Annotated in this window: 24 protein-coding genes; 18 read left to right on the top strand and 6 right to left on the bottom strand. The window is 68.7% G+C overall.

The features are described 5' to 3' along the window. Window positions 1–30: 30 nt before the first annotated feature. From HWX25_RS20300 to HWX25_RS20230, 15 genes are all read left to right on the top strand, one after another. Window positions 31–1098 (top strand): acyl-CoA dehydrogenase family protein, encoded by a 1068-nt coding sequence (locus tag HWX25_RS20300; protein ID WP_175910013.1) that lies wholly within the window; start codon window positions 31–33, stop codon window positions 1096–1098. Further along, complete coding sequence (locus HWX25_RS20295) at window positions 1098–2249, top strand: acetyl-CoA C-acetyltransferase (protein ID WP_175910011.1); 1152 nt, start codon at window positions 1098–1100, stop codon at window positions 2247–2249. The genes HWX25_RS20300 and HWX25_RS20295 overlap by 1 nt, the downstream gene beginning before the upstream one ends. A gap of 41 nt (window positions 2250–2290) precedes the next feature. After that, window positions 2291–3169, top strand: a complete 879-nt coding sequence (locus tag HWX25_RS20290; protein ID WP_059537721.1) for an SDR family oxidoreductase — start codon at window positions 2291–2293, stop codon at window positions 3167–3169. 3 nt (window positions 3170–3172) lie between these two features. After that, the gene (locus tag HWX25_RS20285; RefSeq protein ID WP_175910009.1) at window positions 3173–4414 is read left to right on the top strand and encodes an acyl-CoA dehydrogenase family protein; all 1242 of its coding nucleotides are present in this window, start codon (window positions 3173–3175) and stop codon (window positions 4412–4414) included. Further along, window positions 4411–5610 carry an acyl-CoA dehydrogenase family protein gene (locus HWX25_RS20280; RefSeq protein ID WP_175910007.1) on the top strand — a complete coding sequence of 400 codons (1200 nt, stop codon included), beginning with the start codon at window positions 4411–4413 and terminating at the stop codon, window positions 5608–5610. The genes HWX25_RS20285 and HWX25_RS20280 overlap by 4 nt, the downstream gene beginning before the upstream one ends. Further along, window positions 5607–6407, top strand: a complete 801-nt coding sequence (locus HWX25_RS20275; RefSeq protein ID WP_175910005.1) for an SDR family oxidoreductase — start codon at window positions 5607–5609, stop codon at window positions 6405–6407. Before HWX25_RS20280 ends, HWX25_RS20275 begins: the two co-directional genes overlap by 4 nt. Beyond that, window positions 6407–6892, top strand: a complete 486-nt coding sequence (locus HWX25_RS20270; RefSeq protein WP_059537737.1) for a MaoC family dehydratase — start codon at window positions 6407–6409, stop codon at window positions 6890–6892. Before HWX25_RS20275 ends, HWX25_RS20270 begins: the two co-directional genes overlap by 1 nt. Before the next feature lie 17 nt (window positions 6893–6909). Further along, entirely contained in the window at window positions 6910–8115 is a 1206-nt protein-coding gene (locus HWX25_RS20265) for an acetyl-CoA C-acyltransferase (protein ID WP_175910003.1), read from the top strand. A 177-nt stretch (window positions 8116–8292) separates the two neighbouring features. Continuing rightward, a complete protein-coding gene (locus HWX25_RS20260) occupies window positions 8293–9252 on the top strand; it encodes a sialidase (protein WP_175910001.1) in 960 nt (319 codons plus the stop codon). Window positions 9253–9354: 102 nt separating this feature from the next. After that, entirely contained in the window at window positions 9355–11826 is a 2472-nt protein-coding gene (locus tag HWX25_RS20255; RefSeq protein ID WP_175909999.1) for an MMPL family transporter, read from the top strand. 69 nt (window positions 11827–11895) lie between these two features. Further along, the gene (locus HWX25_RS20250; protein WP_059819170.1) at window positions 11896–12975 is read left to right on the top strand and encodes a Rieske 2Fe-2S domain-containing protein; all 1080 of its coding nucleotides are present in this window, start codon (window positions 11896–11898) and stop codon (window positions 12973–12975) included. Window positions 12976–13265: 290 nt separating this feature from the next. Further along, on the top strand, window positions 13266–13469 hold the full coding sequence (locus tag HWX25_RS20245; protein WP_006751843.1) for a cold-shock protein: 204 nt from the start codon (window positions 13266–13268) through the stop codon (window positions 13467–13469). A gap of 462 nt (window positions 13470–13931) precedes the next feature. Then, on the top strand, window positions 13932–14195 hold the full coding sequence (gene infA, locus HWX25_RS20240) for a translation initiation factor IF-1 (protein WP_011355053.1): 264 nt from the start codon (window positions 13932–13934) through the stop codon (window positions 14193–14195). Window positions 14196–14608: 413 nt separating this feature from the next. Beyond that, on the top strand, window positions 14609–15874 hold the full coding sequence (locus HWX25_RS20235) for an alkaline phosphatase family protein (RefSeq protein ID WP_175909997.1): 1266 nt from the start codon (window positions 14609–14611) through the stop codon (window positions 15872–15874). Then, window positions 15871–16119 carry a hypothetical protein gene (locus HWX25_RS20230; protein ID WP_059691331.1) on the top strand — a complete coding sequence of 83 codons (249 nt, stop codon included), beginning with the start codon at window positions 15871–15873 and terminating at the stop codon, window positions 16117–16119. The genes HWX25_RS20235 and HWX25_RS20230 overlap by 4 nt, the downstream gene beginning before the upstream one ends. A gap of 107 nt (window positions 16120–16226) precedes the next feature. On the opposite strand, the gene dmpG is transcribed toward HWX25_RS20230, so the two are convergent. The 6 genes from dmpG to HWX25_RS20200 form a co-directional block, all read right to left on the bottom strand. Beyond that, window positions 16227–17258, bottom strand: coding sequence for a 4-hydroxy-2-oxovalerate aldolase (gene dmpG / locus HWX25_RS20225; RefSeq protein WP_175909994.1), 1032 nt, complete (start codon window positions 17256–17258; stop codon window positions 16227–16229). A gap of 16 nt (window positions 17259–17274) precedes the next feature. After that, window positions 17275–18174, bottom strand: a complete 900-nt coding sequence (locus tag HWX25_RS20220) for an acetaldehyde dehydrogenase (acetylating) (protein ID WP_124613932.1) — start codon at window positions 18172–18174, stop codon at window positions 17275–17277. Window positions 18175–18187: 13 nt separating this feature from the next. Next, window positions 18188–18970: a 2-oxopent-4-enoate hydratase gene (gene dmpE / locus HWX25_RS20215; protein ID WP_059697650.1), complete on the bottom strand. Its 783-nt coding sequence runs from the start codon at window positions 18968–18970 to the stop codon at window positions 18188–18190. Between the two features lie 98 nt (window positions 18971–19068). Then, on the bottom strand, window positions 19069–20451 hold the full coding sequence (locus HWX25_RS20210; RefSeq protein WP_059691327.1) for a DUF1329 domain-containing protein: 1383 nt from the start codon (window positions 20449–20451) through the stop codon (window positions 19069–19071). 41 nt (window positions 20452–20492) lie between these two features. Further along, window positions 20493–22058: a DUF1302 family protein gene (locus HWX25_RS20205; RefSeq protein ID WP_175909992.1), complete on the bottom strand. Its 1566-nt coding sequence runs from the start codon at window positions 22056–22058 to the stop codon at window positions 20493–20495. Between the two features lie 149 nt (window positions 22059–22207). After that, window positions 22208–22987, bottom strand: a complete 780-nt coding sequence (locus tag HWX25_RS20200; RefSeq protein ID WP_059537777.1) for an SDR family oxidoreductase — start codon at window positions 22985–22987, stop codon at window positions 22208–22210. Window positions 22988–23125: 138 nt separating this feature from the next. Between HWX25_RS20200 and HWX25_RS20195 the strand changes: the two genes are divergently transcribed. The 3 genes from HWX25_RS20195 (at window position 23126) to HWX25_RS20185 (ending at window position 25609) form a co-directional block, all read left to right on the top strand. Further along, complete coding sequence (locus HWX25_RS20195) at window positions 23126–23971, top strand: alpha/beta fold hydrolase (protein ID WP_175909990.1); 846 nt, start codon at window positions 23126–23128, stop codon at window positions 23969–23971. A gap of 62 nt (window positions 23972–24033) precedes the next feature. Then, window positions 24034–24822, top strand: a complete 789-nt coding sequence (locus tag HWX25_RS20190; RefSeq protein ID WP_059819163.1) for an SDR family NAD(P)-dependent oxidoreductase — start codon at window positions 24034–24036, stop codon at window positions 24820–24822. Between the two features lie 37 nt (window positions 24823–24859). Further along, on the top strand, window positions 24860–25609 hold the full coding sequence (locus HWX25_RS20185; protein ID WP_175909988.1) for an electron transfer flavoprotein subunit beta/FixA family protein: 750 nt from the start codon (window positions 24860–24862) through the stop codon (window positions 25607–25609). The last annotated feature ends 9 nt before the right edge of the window (window positions 25610–25618 follow it).

Genomic DNA, 25618 nt, shown 5'->3' with positions numbered 1-25618 from the left:
CCGGCGCCAACCTCACTGAACGGACATCGTATGGATTTCGTATTCGATGAAGACCAGGAAGCGCTCGCGGACAGCGTGAAGCGCCTGCTGATGACCGAGATGACCCCGGAGCTGATCCGCGAGCTGTGGGCCACGCCGACGGGCCGCTCCGACGCGCTGTGGTCGTTGTTCGCGTCGCAGGGGCTGACCGCCGTGTCGGTGCCCGAGGCGCACGGCGGTCTCGGCCTGACCGAAGTGGAATGGGCGCTGCTCGCGCAGACCTACGGCTACTTCGGCAGCCCCGAGCCGTTGCTCGACACGGCGCTCGTATCGGCCGGCGTGCTCGCGCGGCTGCCGGCCAGCGACTGGCGCGACGCGCTGCTGCGCGACATCGCCGAAGGGCGCGCGCGTGTCGCGCTCGTGCATCCGGTGAACCCGTATGCGGCCGACGTGCACGTCGCGCAAGCGCTGCTGTGCGAGCACCGCGGCGAGCTGCACCGCGTGGATCCCGCTCAGTGCGCGTGGCGCGCGGTCGACAGCGTCGACCCGTCGCGGCGCCTGTTCACGCTCGACTGGGAGCCGTCGGCGGCCACGCGCATCGCGAGCGCCGACGAAGCCGCGCCGCTGCTCGATCGCGCGCTCGACCACGGCGCGTTCGCGGTCGCGGCGCAACTGCTCGGGCTCACGCAGCGCGTGCTCGACGTTGCGATCGACTACAGCGCGCAGCGCAAGCAGTTCGGCAAGGCGATCGGCTCATACCAGGCGCTCAAGCATCTGCTCGCCGACGTCGCGATCCGCTACGAGTTCGCACGGCCGGTGGTGGCGCGCGCGGCCCGGGCGATCGCCGACGATCACCCGCAGCGCGCGGTGCTGGTGTCGCACGCAAAGCTCGCGGCGACCGCCGCCGCGCAACTGGCCGCGCGCCACACGATGCAGGTGCACGGCGCGATCGGCTACACGTGGGAGCTCGACCTGCAGATCTTCATGAAGCGGATCTGGGCGCTCTCCGGCAGCTGGGGCGACAACGCATTCCACAAGGCCCGCGTGGCCGACGCGATCCTCGGCGACGCATTGCCGATCGGCCCCGCGCAGACCTTCGACTTCGAGGAAACCCACTGATGAAACAAGCCTATATCGTCGACGCGCTGCGCACGCCGACCGGCCGCCGCAAGGGCGGGCTCGCGCACGTGCATGCGGCGGACCTCGGCGGCTTCGTGCTGAAGACGCTCGTCGAGCGCAACGCGATCCCGGCCGACGAATACGACGACGTGGTATTCGGCTGCGTCGATACGATCGGCCCGCTCGCCGGCAACATCGCGCGCACCTGCTGGCTCGCGGCCGGGCTGCCGCTCCAGGTGCCGGGCGTGACGGTCGATCGCCAGTGCGGCTCGTCGCAGCAGGCCGTTCACTTCGCCGCGCAGGCCGTGATGAGCGGCGTGCAGGACGTGGTGGTCGCGGGCGGCGTGCAGACGATGACGCAGATCCCGATCTCGTCCGCGATGACGAGCGCGGCGCCGCTCGGCTTCGACGACCCGTTCTCGGGCAGCGCCGGCTGGCGCGCGCGCTTCGGCGACGCGCCGGTGTCGCAGTTCGTCGCCGCGCAGCGGATCGCCGATCACTGGAACCTGTCGCGCGATGCGATGGAGCGCTACGCGCTGGAAAGCCACCGCCGCGCCGTGGCGGCGATCGAGGCCGGCCATTTCAAGCGGGAAATCGTGCCGCTCGAAGGCGTGCTGCACGACGAGACGCCGCGCCCCGACACATCGCTCGAAAAGATGGCGACGCTCGAACCGCTGATGCCGGGCGGCTCGCTGACGGCCGCCGTCGCGAGCCAGACCTGCGATGCGGCCGCCGCGTTGCTGATCGTCTCGGAGGATGCGCTGAAGCGCTACGGGCTCACGCCGCGCGCACGCATCCATCACCTGAGCGTGCTCGGCGACGATCCACTGTGGATGCTCACCGCGCCGATCCCGGCGACCCAGGCCGCGTTGAAGAAGAGCGGGCTCGACTGGTCGCGGATCGACGTCGTCGAGATGAACGAGGCGTTCGCGTCGGTCGCGCAGGCGTGGCTTGCCGACACGCGCTTCCCGCACGAGAAGACCAACCCGAACGGCGGCGGCATCGCGCTCGGCCACCCGCTCGGCGCGACCGGCGCGCGGCTGATGACGACGCTGCTGCACGAACTGGAACGCACCGGCGGTCGTTACGGATTGCAGACGATGTGCGAAGGCGGCGGTCTCGCGAACGTCACGATCATCGAGCGCCTGTGAGCGCGGCACTTTCACGATCTCTCGATCCAGGAGGCACAAGCATGGGAATCTGTAACGGACGCACCGCCATCATCACCGGCGCGGGCGGCGGCCTCGGACGCGAATACGCGCTCGCGTTCGCGGCCGAAGGCGCGGCGGTCGTCGTCAACGACATCCGTCACGAGGCCGCGCAGGCCGTGTGCGACGAGATCGCACGACGCGGCGGCCGCGCGCTCGCGAATGCCGACGACATCACGCGGATCGACACCGCGCAGCGGATCGTCGATGCCGCGCGCGAAGCGTTCGGCGACGTGCACGTGCTGGTCAACAACGCCGGCATCTGCCGCGACAAGATGTTCACCAGCATGACCGAAACCGACTGGGACGACGTGATGCGCGTGCATCTGCGCGGCCACTTCTGCCTGTCGAGCGTGCTGGCGCGCGTGTGGCGCGACGCCGCGAAGGCCGGCCACGCGGTCGACGCGCGGATCGTCAACACGAGTTCCGGCGCCGGGCTGCAAGGGTCGATCGGCCAGTCGAACTATGGCGCGGCGAAGGCCGGCATCGCGGCGCTCACGCTGATGCAGGCGGCCGAGCTGCAGCGCTACGGCGTGCGCGTGAACGCGCTCGCGCCGGCCGCGCGCACGTCGATGACCGAAGGCGTATTCGCCGACATGATGAAGAAGCCCGAGGACGGCGGCTTCGACTATTTCGATCCGGCCAACGTCGCGCCGCTCGTTGTGTGGCTCGGCAGCGCGCTGTCGGCCGACGTGACGGGCCAGGTGTTCGAGGTCGCGGGCGGGATGATCGCGGTCGCCGAAGGCTGGCGCACCGGCCCGAGCGTCGACCGCGGCGCGCGCTGGGCGCCGGCCGAGGTCGGCCCGGCGGTCGCGCGGCTGATCGCCGACGCACGTCCCGCGCAGCGCGTGTACGGGAGCTGACGCATGGATCTGGCGCTCACCGACGAACAGGCGATGATCCGCGACGCGGCGGCCGACGTGCTCGCCGAACGCAGCGCGTCCGCCGACGTGCGACGCGCGCTCGAGCAATCGGCCGGCCGCGACGACACGCTGTGGGCCGCGCTCGCGGGCGAGCTCGGCTGGAACGCGCTGTCGCTGCCGGAGGCGGCAGGCGGGATGGGGCTCGGCGCGGTCGAGCAGACGTTGTTGATGGAGCAGCTCGGCCGGCGCGTCGCGTGCGTGCCGTATTTCTCGACCGCGTGCCTGGCCGCGACCGCGCTGGCGAGTTGCTCCGATGCGCCGCTCGCGGCCGGCTGGCTCGCGAAGATCGCCGAAGGTGCGTGCAGCGCGACGCTGGCCTTGCCGTTCGAGCTGCCCGCAGGTTCATGGCAGTTGCCGGTCGTCGCGGAAGAAGCAGCGGGCGGCTATGCGTTGTCCGGCACGATCGAACAGGTGATCGACGGCGCGCGCGCCGATCTGCTGCTCATCCCCGCGCGGATCGCGAACGAGGGGCAGTCGATCGGCCTGTTCGCGATCGACGTCGCGACGGCGCCCGGCCTGAGCATCGCGCCGCTCGACACGCTCGACGCGACGCGGCCGATCGCGCGCATCGTCCTCGACGACATCCGCGTGAGCCGCGACGCGCTGTTCGCCGGCGGCACCGTTGCCGCGCAGGTGCTCGAACGTGCCGCATGGTTCGCGGCGCTCGCGCTGGCCGCCGAACAGCTCGGCGGCGCACAGCAATGCCTCGACCTGACGCTCGACTATACGGGCCAGCGTGTGCAGTTCGGCCGCGCGATCGCGTCGTTCCAGGCCGTCAAGCATCGTTGCGCGCAGATGATGGTGCTGATCGAATCCGCGCGCTCGGCGGTGCTCGGCGCGGCGCACGCATGGGATGCAGAAGCGGGCGGGGCGGTGCCGGGCGCGGCGTTGCGCGCCGACGTCGCGGCCGCGAAAGCCGCCGCGAACGACGCGTATGCATTCTGCGCGCAGGAAGCGATCCAGCTGCACGGCGGCGTTGGCTTCACGTGGGAATACGACCCGCATCTCTACTTCAAGCGCGCACAGGCGTCGGGCACGCAGTTCGGCAGCACGCCGCAACTGCTCGAATGGATCGCACGCCATGCGATCGACGGCGACACGTCGCCGTGCGACGCAGTCCTCGCATCGCCGCAGGCGTCGATCGCCACGCGTCCGTCCGCCGCGCGCACCGGAGCACTCCAATGAACAGCGAAACGCGCGAACAGCAATTGCGGCACGAAGTCGCCGACTGGGTGCAGTCGCATCTGACCGGCGAATTCGCGTGCCTGAAATACCGCGGTGGCCCCGGCGACGAGGAAGCGTTTCCGGAACTGCGCAAGGCGTGGGAACGGGAACTGGCGCACGGCGGCTGGACCGGCCTCGGCTGGCCGACCGACGCGGGCGGCCGCGGCTTCACGGTCGCCGAGCAGGTGATTTTCCACGAGGAATATGCGCGTGCCGGCGGCCCGGGCCGAATGGGCCATATCGGGGAAGGGCTGCTCGGGCCGACGCTCGTCGCGTGCGGCACCGACGACCAGCGCGCGCGCTTCCTGCCCGGGATTCTCGCCGGCACGCAGTTCTGGTGCCAGGGCTACTCGGAGCCGGGCGCGGGCTCCGATCTCGCGAACGTGCGCACGCGTGCCGAGCAGGACGCCGACGGCACGTGGCGCGTGTTCGGCCAGAAGGTGTGGACGTCGCTCGCGCACGATTCCGACTGGATCTTCGTGCTCGCGCGCACCGATCCGGCGTCGAAGGGCAACAAGGGGCTGTCGTTCCTGCTGCTGCCGCTCGACCAGCCGGGCATCGAAATTCGCCCGATCAGGCAGCTCAACGGCGGCGCCGAATTCAACGAAGTGTTCTTCGACGGCGCGCGCGCGGCAGCACGCGACCTGGTCGGCGCGCCGGGCGACGGCTGGCGCATCGCGATGACGCTGCTCGGCTTCGAGCGCGGGATGTCGACGCTCGGCCAGCAGATGCAGTTCGTCCGCGAGCTCGAATGGGTGATCGACGCCGCGCGCGAATCGGGCGCCGATCGCGACCCGGTGCTGCGCCAGCGGATCGGCCGCGCGTGGGCCGGGCTGCGCGTGATGCGTTACAACGCGCTGCGGATGCTGTCGGGCGCGGACGACGCGAACGGCGCCACCGCGCCGCTGCGCCGCGAGGCACTGATCTACAAGTATTTCTGGTCGAACTGGCACCGCGACCTCGGCCAGCTCGCGATGGACGCGCACGGGCCCCGCGCGAACGTGATCGATCCAGCCGACGAAAAGCTCACCCATCTGCAGCGCGTATTCCTGTTCTCCCGCGCGGACACGATCTACGCCGGCACCAACGAAATCCAGCTCAACATCATGGCCGAGCGCGGGCTCGGCATGCCCAGGGAACCACGAGGCACAGCATGACCGAACCCCAGATCCAGAAAGCGCCGACCTACGTGCCGGGCCACCAGCTGCTCGCCGGCAAATCGGTGCTGATCACGGCCGCCGCCGGCGCCGGCATCGGCTTCGCGGCCGCGCGCCGCTGCGCGGAGGAAGGCTGCCGCGCGCTGTTCATCTCCGACATCCACGAGAAGCGCCTCGAACAGGCAGTGGAGACGCTGCGCGCCGAAACGGGGCTGCAGCAGATTTACGGCCGCCTGTGCAACGTCGCGGTCGAGGACGACGTGCAGGCGCTCGTGGCCGATGCGCAGGACAGGCTCGACGGCGTCGACGTGCTGATCAACAACGCCGGGCTCGGCGGCGCCAAACGCATCGTCGAAATGGACGATGCCGAATGGTCGCGGGTGATCGACATTAGCCTCACCGGGACGTTCCGGATGACGCGCGCGATGCTGCCGCACATGCAGGCCCGCGGCCGCGGCGCGATCGTCAACAACGCATCGGTGCTCGGCTGGCGTGCGCAGGCGGAACAGGCGCATTACGCGGCGGCGAAGGCGGGCGTGATGGCGCTCACGCGCTGCGCGGCGCTCGAGGCGTCGCCTTACGGCGTGCGCATCAACGCGGTCGCGCCGAGCATCGCGATGCACGATTTTCTGAAGAAGTCGGCCCCGGCCGACTTGCTGAATCAACTGGCGTCGCGCGAAGCCTTCGGGCGCGCCGCCGAAGTCTGGGAGGTCGCGAACGTGATGGTGTTTCTTGCAAGCGATTACGCGTCGTACATGACTGGCGAAGTGCTGTCGGTCAGCAGCCAGCACGCATGATGGAGACGACCCTCGACCCCGTGCGCGCGACGCCCCGCGTGTTCGCGCATCCCGCTGAGCTCGCGGCGGCCGTCGGCGACACGCTCGGCGCGAGCGCGTGGCTCGCGATCGACCAGATCCGCATCGACGGCTTCGCCGACGCGACGGGCGACCACCAGTGGGTGCACGTCGACCCGGTACGCGCGAAGGACGGCCCGTTCGGCGCGTGCATCGCGCACGGCTACCTGACGCTGTCGCTCGTCAACCATTTCCTGCCGCAGATCGTGCGCATCGACGGCGCGCGGCTCGGCGTCAACTACGGCTGCGACAGGATCCGCTTCCCGGCGCCGGTGAAGGTCGGTGCACGCGTGCGCGGCGTCGGCGAGCTGCTGCGCGTCGAGCCGCTCGACGGCGGCGTGCAGGCATGGATTCGCGTGACCGTCGAGATCGAAGGCGACGCGAAACCCGGCTGCGTGGCCGACACGATCAGCCGTTACTACTTCTAGATTCAGAGAGCCAGCTCATGGAAGACGCAGTCATCGTTTCCGTCGCACGCACGCCGATCGGCAAGGCGTTTCGCGGCATGTTCAACGACACCGAGGCGCCCGCGCTGGGCGGCCACGTCGTGCGCACCGCGCTCGAACGCGCGGGCGTCGCGCCGGCCGACGTCGACGACGTGCTGATCGGCTGTGCCGCGCAGCAGGGCACGCAGGGCTACAACATCGGTCGCCTGTCGGCCGCGGCGGCGGGGCTGCCGGCGTCGGTGCCCGGCATGTCGATCGACCGCATGTGTTCGTCGGGCCTGATGTCGATCGCGAGCGCCGCGCGCAGCATCGGCGCGGGCGACGCGCGGATCGTCGTCGCGGGCGGCGTCGAATCGATCTCGCTCACGCAGAACAAGCACAAGAACGTCTACCGCGCGCGTTCGCAGGCCGTGCTCGACCACCAGCCGGCCGCGTACATGGCAATGATGGAAACCGCCGAGATCGTGTCGCGCCGCTACGGGATCTCGCGGGCGGCGCAGGACGAATTCGCGTTGCAGAGCCACCAGCGCACGGCCGACGCGCAGGCGGCCGGCCGCTTCGACGCGGAAATCGCGCCGCTCGACGTGACGCGCGCGCTGTTCGACAAGGAAGGCAACCCGACCGGTCACGAGGCCGTGCACGCGGCGCGCGACGAAGGCGTGCGCGCCGATACGACGGCCGAGCGGCTCGCGGGGCTCAAGCCGTCGTGGAGCGGCGGCAAGGTCGTCGAGCAGGGCGAGTTCGTGACGGCCGGCAACGCATCGCAGTTGTCGGACGGCGCGGCGGCGGTGGTCGTGATGTCGCGCGCCGAGGCCGCGCGTCGCGGGCTCGCGCCGCTCGGCACGTTCCGCGGGCTGGCCGTGGCCGGCTGCGAGCCGGACGAGATGGGCATCGGCCCGGTGTTCGCGATTCCGAAGCTGCTGGCGCGCTTCGGGATGACCGTGCGCGACATCGGGCTGTGGGAGCTGAACGAGGCGTTCGCGTGCCAGGCGCTGTATTGCCGCGACACGCTCGGCATCCCCGACGAGCGGCTGAACGTCGACGGCGGCGCGATCGCGCTGGGCCACCCGTTCGGGATGTCGGGCACGCGGATGACGATGCATGCGCTGCTCGAAGGCGCGCGCCGCGGCGTACGGCATGCGGTCGTGACGATGTGCATCGGCGGCGGGATGGGTGCCGCCGCGCTGTTCGAAGTCGGCGCGTAACGGCATGTAACCGCGTTCGACGCAGCCGCACCGGCGGCCGGACCGACAGTCCGGTTCGGCCGCCATCCATTCGGAACCATGCGAGGCCGCGGCGACGACCGACGGCCCGGAGACTTGCAGCGGCAGGGCGAGCGCGTCGGCGCGGCCCGGGCCGCTTGCCAGGACAGGAGACAACCGATGAAACGTACCTTGCCAGGACTCGCGATGTCGGCGCTCGTGCTCGGCGCCGCGCTGTTCGCGTTCTCGCCGCGCCCGCTGCCGGCGTTCCCGGTCACCGCGATCCATGCGGACCGCCTGCAGATCAATGGGCTCGCCCGCGCCGGCACGCGCATCGTCGCGGTCGGCGAGCGCGGCGTGATTCTGCTGAGCGACGATGCGGGCCGCCGCTGGCGGCCGGCGTCGGTCACGCCCGACCAGGGCTCGACGCTCACGCAGGTGAGCTTCGTCACGCCGACGCTCGGCATCGCGGTCGGCCACGACGGCCGGATCGTGCGCAGCGACGATGCGGGCGTGCACTGGCGCGAGGTCCACAGCGACAACGCGCATTCCGATCCGCTGCTGTCCGTCTGGGGCAGCGCGAACGGCGCGCTGTTCGCGGCCGGCAGTTTCGGCCAGCTGCTGCGCTCGGACGACGCCGGGATCACGTGGCAGCCGCTGAAGACGCCGGCGGGCGACCGCCACCTGAACGCGATCGTCGGCGACGGCCACGGCAATTTGCTGATCGCAGGCGAGAGCGGCACGCTGCTGCGCTCGACCGATAACGGCGTGACCTGGGACAAGCGCCCGTCGCCGTACGCAGGCTCGCTGTTCGGCGCGCTGATGCTCGCGAACGGCGACTGGATCGCGTACGGCATGCGCGGCAACGTGCTGCGCAGCGCCGATCGCGGCACGACCTGGACGCACGTCGACAGCCACGTGCCGGTGTCGTACTTCGGCGCGACCCAGCTTGCCGACGGCGAGCTCGTGCTGGTCGGCCAGGGCGGCGCGATCGTCGCGTCGCGCGACGGCGGCCTGACCTTCGACGTGCGCAAGCTCGGCGGCGTGCAGAGCCTCGCGGCGGTGCTCGACATGGGCCGCGGCGCGCTGCTGCTCGGCGGCGAGGCCGGCGTCGCGCCGCTCGCCGCGTCGCCGTCCTGATGCGCGGCGGCGGCGCTTGCCGCCGCCCGCATCCGTTCGGGTCGCTGCGCCGACCCGTACCGCCCGCATCGTCCGTCCCGTCCGTTCCGACCCGAGAAATCCATGAACGACCTGTCACGCCCCACCGAAGCCGTTCCCGCATCGCGCCTCGCCGCGTTCGTCGAGCGCTGCGCCGACACGATCATCCGGCAGCGCCGGCTGCTGATGCTGCTGTGCATCGCGGCGACGCTCGCGCTCGGCCTGTCGGCGACGCGCCTGAAGCTCGATCCGGGCTTCAACAAGATGATCCCGATGCAGCACCCGTACATGCAGGTGTTCGAGCGCTACGCGGGCGCGTTCCCCGGCGCGAACACGATCCTCGTCAGCCTGCGCTGGAAGGGCGACGGCGACATCTACAACCAGACGTTCATGGACGCGCTGCGCCACGCGACCGACGACGTGTTCTTCATCCCGGGTGTGAACCGCTCGCGCGTGTTCTCGCTGTTCACGCCGAACGTCCACTACACCGAAGTGACCGAGGCCGGCTTTCGCGGCGACGTGGTCGTGCCCGGCCAGTTCTCGAGCGCGAACCCGGACGATCTCGCGAAGGTGCGCCGCAACGTCGCGCGCTCCGGGCAGATCGGCCGGCTGGTCGGCAACGACCTGAAGTCGGCGCTGATCCGCGCGGAACTGCGCGAGACCGATCCGGCCACCGGCAAGCGGCTCGACTACAGCGCGGTCGCGCGCCAGCTCGAGGAAATCCGCGCGCGCTACGCAAGGCAGGGCATCGACGTCAACATCATCGGCTTCGCGAAGCTGGTCGGCGACGTCGAGGCCGGAATCGCCGGCGTGATGGCGTTCTTCGCGCTGGCGTTCCTCGTGACGGCCGCGCTGCTGTTCGGCTATACGCGCTCGCTGAAGACCACCGTGCTCGCGCTCGTCGTCGCGCTGCTGCCCGTCGTCTGGCTGCTTGGCGCGCTGCCGCTGCTCGGGCTCGGCATCGATCCGATGTCGATCCTCGTGCCGTTCCTGATCTTCTCGATCGGCGTGTCGCACGCGGTGCAGATGACCAATGCGTGGAAGCAGGCGCTGGTGCGCGGCGCGTCGTCGGTCGAGGCCGCGCGCGACGCGTTCCGCAAGCTGTTCGTGCCGGGCACGGTCGCGCTGCTGACCAACGCGCTCGGCTTCATGGTGATCATGCGGATCAGGATCGACATCGTGCGCGAGCTCGGCATCACCGCGTGCCTCGGCGTGCTGCTGATGATCGTCACCAACAAGGTGTTCCTGCCGATCCTGCTGTCGTACACGCGCCTCGAGCGCGGCACGCTCGCGCGTGCCCAGCGCACGGCGGCGGCCGGCGGCAGCGGGAAGTGGTCGCGCTTCGCGGTGTTCGCGCGGCCGGCGCCGGCGCTCGGCGTGTTCGCGGTCGCGCTCGCGCTGCTCGCATACGGCACGCTCGAGTCGCGCAAGCTGGAGATCGGCGACATCGGCACCGGTGCGCCGGAGCTGCGCGCGAACTCGCGCTACAACATCGACAACGCGGCCATCACGCATCAGTACAACATCGGGGTCGACGTGCTGTCGGTGATCGTCGAGACGACCGGTTTCGACGATGCGTGCCTGCATTACCCGGTGATGAGCGCGATCGAGAAGTTCGAGATGAACATGCGCGGCGTGGCCGGCGTGCAGTCGGTGACGAGCGTGTCGTCGCAGGGCAAGGTGTTCATCGCCGCGTTCAACGAAGGCAACCCGCGCTGGGCCGCGCTGCCGCGCTCCAGCGACGGGCTCACGCAGGGCTCCAATGCGTTCGATCCCGACAACGGGATGAACACCGCGAACTGCAAGGCGATCCAGGTGCTGATCTACACGCAGAACCACGAAGGCACGACCATCGCGCACATCGTCGACGAGATCAAGCGCTTCGCGGCCGAGAACCCGACGCCGAACGTCGCGTTCCGGCTCGCGGGCGGCAACGTCGGCGTGATGGCCGCGACCAACGAGGCGGTGGGCGACGCGGAGATCGCGATGCTGCTGTCGATCTTCGGCGCGATCGCGCTGCTCTGCGCGGTCACGTTCCGCTCGTGGCGCGCGGTGCTGTGCATCATCGTGCCGCTCACGCTGGTGTCGATCCTGTGCAACGCGGTGATGGCGCGGCTCGGCATCGGGCTGAAGGTCGCGACGCTGCCGGTGATCACGCTCGGCGTCGGGGTCGGCGTCGACTACGGGATCTACCTGTACGAACGCCTGCAGCACGACATCCGCCACGGCGCGACGCTGCCGGACGCATTCGCCGACGCGATGCGCCAGCGCGGCACCGCGGCGTTGTTCACGGCCGTCACGATGTTCATCGGCGTCGGCACCTGGGCGTTCTCCGCGCTGAAGTTCCAGGTCGACATGGGCGTGCTGCTCGCGTTCATGTTCCTCGTGAACCTGTTCGGCGCGGTGTTCCTGCTGCCCGCGCTGGCCGCATGGCTCGGCGTCGAGCGGGCGGAGCGCCGCGTGTCGCGCGAGCCGCAGCCGGCGTCGCCGCAGGCCGCGCCGCCCCCCGCGCTCAAGCCGACACGCACGCTCGAACCCGGCAATCCGGTGCGCTGAGCGACGCAACCCCCGTTACCCCGGTGCGCGGCGGGCCGCCGCGCGTCCCCCAAAGAGGAGTCAACCCACATGTCCGCACGCCCTTACAAGATCGAAGCCCAGCCGCTCGCGCAGCGCTATGCGCGCGGCTGGCACTGCCTCGGGCTCGCCCGCGACTACAAGGACGGCAAGCCGCACACGCTGAACGTCTTCGGCCGCAAGCTCGCCGCGTTCGCTGATTCGACCGGCAAGATCAACGTCGTCGACGCGTATTGCCCGCACATGGGCGCCGACCTGAGCCTCGGCACGGTCGAAGGCGACAATCTCGTCTGCCCGTTCCACGGCTGGGCGTGGAACGGCGACGGGCAGTGCGCGTCGATCCCGTACTGCAAGCGGATTCCGCCGAAGGCGCGCATCGGCGCGTGGCCGACCTGCGAGGAAAACAACCTGCTGTTCGTGTGGAACGATCCGGAAGGCAATGCGCCGCCGCCGGAAGTCGCGATCCCGCGCCTCGACGTGTGCTTCTCCGGCGAATGGTCGGACTGGGTCGTCGACAAGATGGTGATCCAGGCGAACTGCCGCGAACTGGTCGACAACATCTCGGACGTCGCGCACTTCGCGACCGTGCACCACGCGCCGATCGACTATTTCGCGAACCTGTTCGAGGATCACAAGGCGACGCAGCTGATGGTTGGCCGCAGCGAGAAGCTCGGCGGCGACAGCCTGACCGCGTTGTCGACGTATTTCGGGCCGGCCGTGCACATCACGCAGATGACGGGGCAGAGCGGCGGACAGCCGATCCATTCGGTGCTGCTGAACTGCCACGTGCCGATCGACATGAACAGCTTCGAGCTGCGCTACGGCGTGATCGTGAAGAAGGTGGCCGGCCTGAGCGACGCGCAGAACATGGAGATCGCGAACGCATACGTGAAGGAAGCGCAGCGCGCGTTCTACGAGGACGTCGACATCTGGCACAGCAAGACGCGCATCGACAACCCGCTGCTGTGCGAAGGCGACGGGCCGCTGTACCAGATGCGCGACTGGTATTCGCAGTTCTACCTGGACGCGGCCGACGTGCGGCCGTCGAGCGTCGCGCGCAAGACGTTCGAAATCAAGATCCGCGACGGTGCGGCGCCGCCGGCGCTGCATCACGTGTTCGAACCGCGGTGACGGGCAGTAACGGCGAAGCGCGGCGAAAATAGGGGGCGCATCGTTTCGTGTCCCGATCGCCGCCGACGCCCGCCAGGCAAGGCGCGCGCGCCGCCGCGCGCCTGCAACGCTTCGAAAGAGCTTGACGGATCGGCCGGCACCGCGTAGTGTCCGAGACCGAAGTCTTCAAGAAGTTCGATTGCTCATCATTGGCCGCACGGCGTGCGGCAGTCGTTGGTCTCTCCCTCTTTTGATTCTTTCTGTGCCCGTCACGGGGCGCATGTTCAATTATTCGTATTAAGGAAGTATTTGTGGATACCGGTACCGTCAAGTGGTTCAACGAAACCAAGGGCTTTGGTTTCATTTCCCCGGACAACGGCGGCGACGATCTGTTCGCCCATTTCTCGGAAATTCGCGGCACGGGCTTCAAGACCCTGGCCGAAGGCCAGAAGGTCAGCTACGAAGTGAAGCGTGGCCCGAAGGGTCTGCAAGCGTCGAACATCACGCCGCAGTAAGCCGCCTCGGCACCGGCCGTCGAATGGCGGCCGCTGCCGGTCGGATTTCGCGCGGAGGCCGGCCCGAGCCGGCGTCCTGCGCGTTTCGACGCACACGACCGATGCATCGCGGAATTCACGATGCATCGGTCGTGTGCTTCCCTCATCCATCGCAGGTCCGTACGACGTGCGATCCAACGCCCTCGCGACGCGCTCGCCGCATCGCCAGCGGCCCATGCTTCAACTCGAGTAGACCGTCGCCATGCCGCACGCGGCGCGGTCCCGACTTTGCGCGGTGCCGATCGCATCGCCGCCACCGACCGCCCGACCGCCGCATTGCGCCGGGCTCCGATTGCAAGACGGGCGCGTCGCCCGTCTGAACGAATTGATCCCCGGCATCCCGCCGGCCGCCGTCCCGTTGCGGGGCACGGCGCCGGTGAGTTCGCCGCGGCCGCGGTCATCACCTTGTCTGGAGGAATTGGTTTGGCAAAAGAAGAACTGCTGGAACTGGACGGAATCGTCGACGAAGTGCTGCCGGACAGCAAATACCGTGTCACGCTGGAAAACGGCGTCGTGGTCGGCGCGTATGCGTCGGGCCGCATGCGCAAGAACCACATCCGCATTCTCGCGGGCGACCGTGTGACGCTGGAACTGTCGGTGTACGACCTGACGAAGGGGCGCATCAACTTCCGCCACAAGGACGCGAATTCGCCGCGTCCGCCGCGCACCGGGCAACCGCGTCGCTGAAGCAGTAGCGATCGGGCAGCGCAACGCCGCACCGATCGAAATCCGTCCGGCCCGTTCATGCGGCCGGGCACACCGGATGGACGGCGCGGTTCGCGCCGTTCGACGGTCGCCGGCGGCGGGGCAGCGCCGCGGCGGCCGAGGCCGCATTCTCTCCGGTCGAATCGCCCGATTCGTCTCGTTTTCCCCGCACTCGCCGATTCGCCGCGCATCGCTTTTCCGTCCCACGTTGGTCGTCGGCTGAATGCACGCGTCCTGCCGCGCGCCGTAACCGGCTTTACGCGCGGGCCGGCGTAGCCGTACACTCGTCGGCAATTCGCGGCCCGCGCACGTTGCAGCGCCTTTCCTTTCAGTTTCTTTGCGTGCCGCCGCGATCGTGCCAGCCGGATATTCGTCGCGCGACGCCAGGAGGCGCCATGAGTGCAGACGCAACCCCCGCAGCTCCTTCCGTTCCCGCAGTTCAGTCGGTCCAGGACCGCATCCGGCACGTGTTCGTGCTGATGCTCGAGAACCGCTCGTTCGACCATCTGTTCGCGCTCTCGGGCATCGCCGGCATCACGGCCGCGACGCCGGGCGACAGCAACGCATACGGCGGCACCGTCCATCCGTTCGGCGGCGGCGCGCCGGACCGGATGCCGACCGATCCGTGCCACGAATTCACCGACGTGCTCGAACAGTTGTGCGGCGCGGGCGTGCCGTTCGTCAAAGGGCGGCCTTATCCGAGCGTCGACAATTCGGGATTCGTGTCGAATTACGCGACGTCGCATTCCGAAGGCACGCCGCCGCAACCGGGCAGCGTTGGCGCGATCATGCAGGGTGTGGATGTGCGCACGCAGGCGCCGTCGCTGTACGCGCTTGCGAACGCGTTCGTGCTGTGCGACCGCTGGCACGCGTCGATGCCGGGGCCGACCTGGCCGAACCGCTTCTTCCTGCACGGCGCGTCGTCCGCCGGCCTCGACCATTCGCCGACCCGCGAAGAAATGGCCGGATGGGATACGTTCGACGGCTTTCCCTATCCGAAAGGCTCGATCTTCGCCGCACTCGGCGACGACAACTGGCGCATCTACCAGGACCAGTCGGGCGATCCGCTCGGCCACGTGCCGCAGGTGGCCTCGCTGAAGGGCGTGAGCTTTTTCGACGTCGACGATCTGGCCCACTTCGAAGCCGATCTCGCGGCCGGCTATACCGCGCGCTACACGTTCATCGAGCCCGGTTACGGCGACATCGTGCACGGCACCTACCAGAACGGCAGCTCGCAACATCCGATGGACGGTCTTGCCGGCGGCGACCAGCTCGCCGCGCGCGTGTACGACGCGATCCGCAATTCGCCGGTGTGGGAGCACAGCCTGCTCGTGATCGTCTATGACGAGCACGGCGGCTTCTACGATTCGGTCCGGCCGGACGCGGCGGCGCCGCCGAACGACGGCGCGGCCGCGACGCTGAACGCGAGCGGTTTCGGCTTCGACGTGTATGGCGTGCGGGTGCCCGCGATCGTCGTGTCGCCGTGGGTTGCGGCAGGGCACGTCGATCACACGCCGTACGATCACAGCTCGGTGGTCGCGACGCTCGGGCGCCTGTTCGGTCTTGCGCCGCTGACCGACCGCGATCGCGCCGCGAACGACCTGCTGTCGCTTGTTACAACGACCTGCCGCACCGACTGCCCGACGAGGATCGGCTCATGAACACGACTTCGGCGACGGACCCGCGCGATGCGCTGCCCGTGCGTGACGGCACCAGCCTGATCGCGTATCTGCACATCCTGAAGAAGGCGCATGCGGCGCTGGTCGGGCACGACCACGCGCATCGGCGGTTCAGCGAAATCGTCACGCGCGGACAGGCGCGGCAGTATATCGAGGAGCTGATGCCGACGCTGCTGCAGGCGCGCGCGGCGCATCGGCGGCGCAGGCATGGCGGAAAGCACCGCTGATGCGGCGCGTGGTTGACGCCTGATGGGCAACGGGGCGCATCGCGCCCCGTTCCGCAGATTCGCCGGCGTATCGGGCGATGGCGGCCCGATATCGTCGATCACGCCGGTTACGCCGCGACCTCCCGCGCGCGAACCATCGTCAGCGCCGCATCCTCGATCATGTCCTCCTGACCGCCGACGAGCCGCTGGCGACCCAGCTCGACGAGGATGTCGCGCGCCGGAATCCCGTATTTCGCTTCCGCACGCTTCGCGAACAGCAGGAACGACGAGTAGACGCCCGCATAGCCGAGCGTCAGCGCATCGCGGTCGAGGCGGATCGGCGCGTCCATGATCGGCACGACGAGATCCTCGGCCACGTCGGAAATCGCGAACACGTCGACGCCCGTCTCGATGCCCATCCGGTCGCACACGGCGACGAACACTTCCATCGGCGTATTGCCCGCGCCCGCGCCGAGGCCGGCCGCGGCCGCGTCGATCCGGTTCGCGCCGGCGGCGACCGCCGCGACCGAGTTCGCGACGCCCATCGCGAGGTTGTGATGCCCGTGGAAGCCGAGTTCCGTCTCCGGCTTCAGCGCGGCGCGCACCTGGCCGATCCGCGCGGTCACGTCGTCGGGCAGCATGTGGCCGGCCGAATCGGTGATGTAGATGCAGTTCGCGCCGTACGACTCCATCAGCTTCGCCTGCACGACGAGCTGCTCGGGCGACGACATGTGCGCCATCATCAGGAATCCGACCGTATCGAGTCCGAGTGTGCGGGCCAGGCCGATGTGCTGTTCCGACACGTCCGCTTCGGTGCAGTGCGTGGCGACGCGGATCGTGCCGACGCCGAGTTCGTGCGCCATGCGCAAGTGCTCGACGGTGCCGATGCCCGGCAGCAGCAGCGCCGATACCTTCGCCTGCTTCAGCTCCGGGATCACGGCGCTCAGGTACGCCTCGTCGGTATGCGCGGGAAAATCGTAGTTGACCGATGCGCCGCCGAGCCCGTCGCCGTGCGTGACCTCGATCAGCGGCACGCCGGCCGCATCGAGCCCGCGCGCGATGTTGCGCATCTGGTCGAGCGTGATCTGATGACGTTTCGGATGCATCCCGTCGCGCAACGACATGTCGTGGACGGTGATCTTCTTGCCTGCAAGTGACATCGTGTGACTCCTCGACTCAAGCGGTGGCGGCCGTCGCGGCCAGCATCTGTTCGGCGAAACGCTCGGCCGTGGCGGCCGCGGCGGCGGTCATGATGTCGAGGTTGCCCGCGTACTTCGGCAGGTAGTCGCCGAGCCCCTCGACTTCCATGAAGACCGACACGCGGTTGCCGTCGAACACCGGGCCGTTCTTCAGCGTGTAGCCGGGCACGTAGCGCTGCACTTCCTTGACCATCGCGTGCACCGACGCGGTGATCGCGTCGACGTCGGGCGGGCCGTCGGTCAGGCAGTGGATCGTGTCGCGCATGATCAGCGGCGGTTCGGCCGGATTGATCACGATGATCGCCTTGCCCTTGCGTGCGCCGCCGACCTGTTCGATCGCGCCGGACGTCGTGCGCGTGAATTCGTCGATGTTCTTGCGCGTGCCGGGGCCGACCGAGCGCGACGATACCGTTGCGACGATCTCGCCGTACGCGACCGGCTGCACGCGCGACACCGCGTACACCATCGGGATCGTCGCCTGGCCGCCGCAGGTCACCATGTTCACGTTCATCTGCGCGCTGTCGAGATGCGCGTCGAGGTTCACCGGCGGCACGCAATACGGCCCGATCGCGGCCGGCGTCAGGTCGATCATCTTCACGCCGAGCGCGGTGAGCTTGTCGGAGTTGTCGCGGTGCACGTACGCGGAGGTCGCGTCGAATGCGATGCGGATGTCGTCGGCGGCGACGTGCGGCAGCAGCCCGTCGACACCTTGGTCGGTGGTCTTCAGGCCGAATTCGCGGGCACGCGCGAGGCCGTCGGATGCCGGGTCGACGCCGACCATCCACACGGGTTCGAGCACCGTCGAGCGGCGCAGCTTGTACAGCAGGTCGGTGCCGATGTTGCCGGGCCCGATCAGTGCGCATTTGATTTTCTTCATCAGGTTCGTTCCTTTAGATAAAGCGGACGTCGCAACTGCCGATGCCGGAGATGTGCATCGACAGCGCGTCGCCGGCCGTGACCGGAATCAGTTTCGCGAGCGAGCCGGACAGCACGATCTCGCCGGCAAGCAGTGGCACGTCGTATTCGGCGAGGGTGTTCGCGAGCCACGCGACGGCGTCGGCGGGATGGCCGAGCGCCGCGTCGCCGCGGCCTTGCGCGACGCGCTCGCCGTTCTTCTCGATCGTCATCTCGCACGCGGCGAGGTCGAGCGTGCGCGGGTCGACGCGCGCATCGCCGAGCACGTACACGCCGCACGACGCGTTGTCGGCGACGGTGTCCTCGATACGGATCGCCCAGTCGCGGATGCGCGAATCGACGATCTCGAAGCAGGGCGCGACGGCGGCCGTCGCGGCGATCACGTCGGTGCGGTCGATGCCGGGGCCGCGCAGGTCGCGCGCCAGGATGAACGCGATTTCGCCTTCGGCGCGCGGCGCGATCAGCGATTCGGTGGCGATTGCCTCGCCGGCCGCGTAGTGCATGCCCGACAGCAGGATGCCGAAATCGGGCTGGCGCACGTTCAGCATGTCCTGCACGGCCTGGCTCGTCACGCCGATCTTCTTGCCGACGACCGATTCGCCGCGCTCGACGCGGCGTTCGATGAAGCGTTGCTGGATGCGGTAGGCATCGTCGAGGGACAGCCGGCGCGGGCGGCTCGACAGCGGCGCGACCGGTGCGCGTGCGTGCCACGCGGCGTACAGCTCGTCGCCGAGCGTCGTATGCAAGCGGGAAGACATGAAAGGGCCCTCGAATGGAAAAGGCCGCCGTCCCGGGCGGCGTCGGGCGCCGGAGCGCGGCTCCGGCGCGTGGGGCGCGGGCGTGCCGCGCCGGATGCTTAGTTACCCGAACTGCGGATCGCGTCCGGCGAGAAGTACGCCTCGCTGAACTGCGGGCTGCTGTCGAGTTTCGGCATCGGCCCTTCGTTGGTCAGGCGGTCGGCCATGTATGCGCCGGAGATCAGGTCGTGGAAGAACACCACGCCGGGGTAGAACGTCTTCGCGTCGTACGCGTACAGCGTCGTCGCGACGTTGGTGCGCCACAGCTGGCCGCGAGCGTCGTAGTTGTCGGCGAGCAGCGTCATCCACGAATCCTCGTCGATGTACAGCACGCGCTTCGCATACTGGTGGCGATAGCCGCTCTTCAACGTGGCCTGCAGCACCCATACGCGATGCAGCTCGTAGCGGATGTACGACGGGTTCTCGTGGCCCTTGGTCAGCAGGTCCGCATACTTGACCGAGCTGTCCATCGCCTTGTAGTTGTCGTACGGCACGTAGATTTCGCGCTTGCCGACGATCTTCCAGTCGTAGCGGTCGCCGGGGCCGTTGTACAGGCGGTCGTCGTCGACGGTGCGGAAACCGCCGGGGCCCTGCGGCTGGTCATAGCCGTATTCGGGCGCCTGGCGCACGCGCCGCGTGCCGGGGTTGTACATCCACGTGCGCGACGAGTTGTCGGCGCCGGCCTTGTCCCAGTTCGTGAAGCCGACGATCAGCGAGCCGCGGTCCGACAGCGGCAGCTCCGTCGCGTTGCGATAGAACGTGCGGTTGTTCAGGTCGCTCTTCACGTCGTACTTGCCGACGTTGCGCGGTGAGTAGATGTCGTAGCGCACCTTGCCCCACGCGATATTGCCGTCGGAGTACACGACCGCCTGATCGTAGGTCGCCTGCTCGGTACCGATCGCCGACGAGAAGCGCTGGTTCCACAGCAGCTCGGCGGCTGTCTTCGGAATCGGGTAGGGCACTTGCGGCGGCGCATTGGTCAGCCCGTTCGCGTCGGACGTCATCGTCGAGTCGGGCGCGTACGTGCGGATGTCCTTGTAGACGGAATCCGCGTAGCGGAAGTCGCGATGGCTCGGGTAGACGTTGATCTTGAACGTGGCCGGGTAGCGCTTGAACATCGCCTTCTGGCCGTCGGTCAGGTGCTCCGCGTACTGCGCCATGTTCTCCGCGGTGATCGTCGCGACCGGCTTCTCGCTCGCGAACGGATCGGGGTAGCGGCCGCCGCGCTTGTACTGCACGTCGGGCGGCGTGCCGAGCCACTTGCCCGACCACTCCGGCACGCCGCTGTCCTTGCTCGCGGCGCGCACCGCGCCCATCGGCGTGAGCGGGCCGTCGAGCGCCTTCAGGTCGTCCGGCGTGACCTTCGGGAACGACGCCGTCGCGACGAGTGCGCACGCGGCCATCACCGACGCGCGCAGGAGGGGGAGACGAGTTCGTTTCATGACAAATCCTCTTCTTGCTGAGTGACGAGCGGCCGGGCCGCTCAGAAGTGGTAGGTCGCCGTGGCCAGCACGTAGTCCCGATCGGCGAGCGGACGCGTGACGGGATTCGGCGAGCCGAGGAACTTCGCGTAGACGAGCGACAGCGACAGATTGCTCAGGCGCGTGAACGTGACGCCGGCGGTCACGCGGTGGTCGCCCTGGCCCGTCAGCGAGCCGAGCGCGCCAGCCAGCGGCGATGTACCCGCCAGGTCGTGCGTGTACGTGAGCGGCACGTCGAGATCCCAGCCGTTGAACACGTTCTTGTAGCTGAGCGTCCAGGCCAGCTCGAGGGCGAGCGCGTTGCGCGAGTTCGTGAGGGTGGTCGAGCCGTCGACGGCCGAGATGCCGCCCGCGTGCACGTACGTGATTTCACCGACCAGCGACTGCGAATTCGCGAGGAAGCTCGGCCCGATCGAGTAGATGCCGGACAGGTTGAGCTGCGTGACGTTCGCGCGCGTCGCCTGCGCGCCGGTCGGCGTGTTGACGAGCACGGCCGCGCCCTGGCGGTATGACGCCTCGCCCGCGACGTTGACCGGACCGACCTGCGTCGAGAAGCTCGCGCCGGTCAGCTTGATGTTGTTGAAATAGGTCTGCCGGTACTGGAGCACGGGATAGAACGACGTGACAACGCTCGGGTTCATGTCGTTGTAATGCAGGTGATACACGCCGAGCTCGGTATCGCCGAACACGCGCAGGCGTGCGCCGATACCCCACTGGTTGTGCGCGCTCGGCTTTTCGTCGGCGCCGCGCGGAATGATCATCCCGCCCGGGCCGATGATGAACTGCGCGCCCGGGCCGACCACGTCCGAATAGCTCCAGTACGTGCCGGGCGCGGTCAGGCGGTTCTGCTGGAACGAGAACTGGTAGTAGCCGAGCAGGCTGAAGTTCGGCGTGATCTGCCACTGCGTCGAGATCTGCGGCACGGGCAGCAGGATGTCCTTCACCTGAGCGCCCGCGACATAGGACTTGGTGGCGTCGGCCGGGCCTTGCGCGCCCGCGATGTTCGGGAAGAACAGGCTTTCGCCCCAGGCGACCACCTGGTCGCCGACCTTCACGTTCAGGCTCGTCGCGCCGATCTTGAAGGTGTTGTACGCGTAGGCGGCGAGCAGCGTCGTGTGGCCGCCCGACCAGTAGCGGGCATCGCTCGTGAAGTTGTTGTACTGGCCCGACTGGTTCACGGTGCCCGGCGCGTCGTTGTAGTTCGGGCGGTGATAGGCCTGATCGTAGAACGTGCTCGCGCGGACGAACACACCCCAGTCGTCGTGCTTCAGGTTCACTTCGCCGAGCAGGCTCACCTGATTCTCGATCAGCTTGTTCTTCGCGAAGTTGCGATCGCCGTCGTCGCCATTGATGTTCGCGGGCGTCAGCAGATTGCCGCTCGGCGCACGCGTGCGCATGCCGAGGCCGTAACTCAGCGTGAACGTGTAGTCCAGCGTCGTGTCGGCGCCAAGCTCGATCGTGCTGCCTGCGTGCGCGTTGGGAACGGCGCACGTCAGCAGCGCGGCGGCCAGCGTCGACAGCGTGGCGGTGGCCCGCTTGTCGGTACGGCGCGAAATCCGTTGATGCATGGTGTCTCCTCTGGGGTATCGACGACGGTCGACTGTGGTTGTCGTGAGAGGCAGAGTAGGGAGATCGCGGTAGCAGGGAATCGTCGAAATGAACTAGATGACTTCCCTAGGACTGGAAACGATCGGGGCGCGCCGGTCGCGTTCGCGCGTCAGCGTGGTTCCGTTCGTGCTGCCGCGAGGAACGCCGGCCGTTCGCCGCCCCCGTCGAGCCGCAGGTTCGCGCCCGACGTGTACGACGCATCGGGCGACGCGAGGAACAGGCACGCCGACGCGACGTCGTCGGGCGTCGCGAGCCGTCCGGCGGGAATCGTCGCGCGGATCGCGTCGAGCGCGGCATCGTCGCCGTAGTGGCCTTCGGTCGCGGATTCCGTCTGGACGAGGCTCGGGCTGATCGCGCACACGCGCACGCGCGGCGCCCATTCGACCGCGAGCGACGTGACCGCGTTGACGAGGCCCGCCTTCGCGGCGCCATAGGCGGCGGTGCCGGGCGAGGGACGCGATGCGCTGACGCTCGCGATGAACAGCATCACGCCGCCGTGCGGTTGCGGCTGCATGATCGCGTTCACGCGCTGCGCGAGCTGCAGCGGCGCGATCAGGTTCAGCCGCACGATCGATTCGGTGAAGCGCGGCGACGCGTCGGCCGCGAGCACGAACGGCGAGCCGCCCGCGTTGTTGACCAGCACGTCGAGGCAGCCGGTGGCGTCGCGGATCGTCGCGAGCATCGCGTCGACCTGCTCGATGTCGCGCAGGTCGGCCGCAATGAAGGTGGCCGTGCGGCCGCCGCCTGAGGGCGGCGTGTCGGGCGCGCTGCGCCCGCACACGAACACGCGCGCGCCCGCCGCGAGAAACCGCTCGGCGATGCGCCGCCCGATGCCCTTGGTGCCGCCCGTCACGAGCACCGTCCTGCCGCTGTAGTCGAATCCGTTCATCGTCTGCCTCCGTTTCGGTGGCCCGATGATAGGAACAAGCGCGCGCGGTTTCGTAGTCTGAAAGGATGATGCCGGCCGGCGCCGGCGGCGCAATCATCGTGGCAGGCATCCATCGACCGACGAAGGAGACAACCCGCGATGACGACCCCCACGACGCCGCCGGCCGGCATCTTCACCGACGTACCGGGCGGCCTGCGCCTGCATCACTTCGAGGCGGGCGACGGCCGCCCGGTGGTGTTCATCCACGGCAGCGGCCCGGGCGCCAGCGGCTTCAGCAACTTCAAGCACAACTACCCGGCATTCGCGGCCGCGGGCCATCGCGCGATCGTCGTCGACCTGCCGGGCTACGGGCAGTCGTCGAAGCCGTCCGACGTCGCCTATACGCTCGATTTCTTCGTCGATGCGCTGCACGCGCAGCTGTCCGCGCTCGGCATCGGGCCGGCCGTGCTGCTCGGCAATTCGCTCGGCGGCGCGATCGCGCTGAAATACGCGCTCGATTATCCCGACGAAGTCGACGGCCTGATCATGATGGCGCCGGGCGGCGTCGAGGATCGCGACACCTATTTCCGGATGGAAGGGATCCAGCGAATGGTGAAGCTGTTCACCAATCGCCAGATGAATGACGACACCATGCGCGAGCTGCTGACGCTGCTGGTGCACGATCCGGCGATCGTCACCGACGCGCTCGTCGCCGAGCGGATGAAGGTGTGCGTCGAGCAGCCGACCGAAGTGCTGTCGACGATGAGCGTGCCGAACCTGACGGGGGCGCTCGGCGACCTGCGCTGCCCGGTGCTCGGCTTCTGGGGCACGGACGATCGCTTCAATCCGGTCGGCGGCGCGCTGACGTTCCTCGAACGCTGCCGCGACGCGCGCTTCGTGCTGCTGAACCGCTGCGGCCACTGGGTCATGGTGGAACACGCGGCGTATTTCAATCGCGAATGCCTCGATTTCCTGGCGGCGCCTGCCGCGATCGCCTCACGATAACGCCCGATGCCCCTGATGACCGGCCCGTTCGAGGCCGGTTCGCCTGACTACACGGAGACACAATGAAACTCATCGAAGACCTGTTCGACCTGCGCGGCAAGGTGGCCGCGATCACCGGCGGCGCGCGCGGCATCGGCGCGGAAACGGCACGCACGCTGGCCGCGGCCGGCGCGAGCGTGGCGATCCTCGACGTGCTGTCGCAACCGGCGGAAGCGCTCGTCGAGGAGATCCGCGCGCAAGGCGGCCAGGCCGCGTTCTGGTCGCTCGACGTGACGCGCGAGGCCGATGTGGCGCGCGTGTTCGACGAGATCGTCGCGCGCTTCGGGCGCCTCGACGTGCTCGTGAACAACGCGGGCATCGAAGGGCACAACGTGCCGACGCACGAACTCACGCTCGCGCAATGGCAGCGCGTGCAGGACGTGAACGTCAACGGCGTGTTCCTGTGCACGCGCGCCGCGATTCCGCACCTCGAGGCGGCCGGCGGCGGCTCGATCGTGAACCTGTCGTCGATGTACGGGATCGTCGGCGGTCCCGACGTGCCCGCGTATCACGCGTCGAAGGCGGCGGTGCGGATGATGGCGAAGGTCGACGCGATGCTGTATGCGACGAAGAACATCCGCGCGAACTCGGTGCATCCGGGCTACATCCGCACGCCGATGCTCGAGGACGCGTTCCGGCAGATGGGCCAGGATCCGGACCGCGCGTTCGAATACATGCAGACGCACGTGCCGATGGCGAAGATCGGCAGCCCGCGCGACATCGCGGCCGGCATCCTGTATCTCGTGTCGCCGGCGGGGCGCTACGTGACGGGTGCCGAGCTGGTGATCGACGGCGGATATACCGCGCGCTGACGCGCGCGGCGATCGAAACGAAACAGGAGACACGCAGTTGAAAGCGCTCGTGGCTGTGAAGCGCGTGGTCGACGCGAACGTGAAGGTCCGCGTGAAGTCGGACAACACCGGCGTCGACATCGCGAACGTGAAGATGTCGATGAACCCGTTCGACGAAATCGCGGTGGAAGAGGCCGTGCGATTGAAGGAGGCCGGGGTCGTGGCGGAGGTGATCGCGGTGTCGGTCGGTGTGACGCAAGCGCAGGAAGCGCTGCGCACGGCGCTGGCGATCGGTGCCGATCGCGCGATCCTCGTCGAGTCGAACGACAGCGTCGAGCCGCTGGCCGTCGCGAAGATCCTGAAGGCGCTGGTCGACAAGGAACAGCCGCAACTCGTCATTCTCGGCAAGCAGGCGATCGACGACGATTCGAACCAGACGGGCCAGATGCTGGCCGCGCTGGCAGGCCTGCCGCAAGCGACGTTCGCGTCGAAGGTCACGATCGCCGATGGCCGTGCCACGGTCGCCCGTGAAGTCGACGGCGGCGCGGAAACGCTGTCGCTGCAACTGCCGGCAGTCGTGACCACGGACCTGCGCCTGAACGAGCCGCGCTACGTGACGCTGCCGAACATCATGAAGGCGAAGAAGAAGCCGCTGGAAACGGTGAAGCCGGAAGACCTGCGCGTGGACGTCGCGCCGCGGCTGAAGACGCTGAAGGTGGCCGAGCCGCCGAAGCGCGCGGCCGGCGTGAAGGTGCCGGACGTGAAGACGCTGGTCGAGAAGCTGAAGACCGAAGCCAAGGTGCTGTAAGAGGGAGCG

Source organism: Burkholderia sp. BCC1640 (assembly GCF_902833125.1).
GTDB classification, from domain to species: domain Bacteria; phylum Pseudomonadota; class Gammaproteobacteria; order Burkholderiales; family Burkholderiaceae; genus Burkholderia; species Burkholderia diffusa.
The sequence above is the reverse complement of the archived record's forward strand: the minus strand, read 5'-3'. Positions and strand labels throughout refer to the sequence as shown.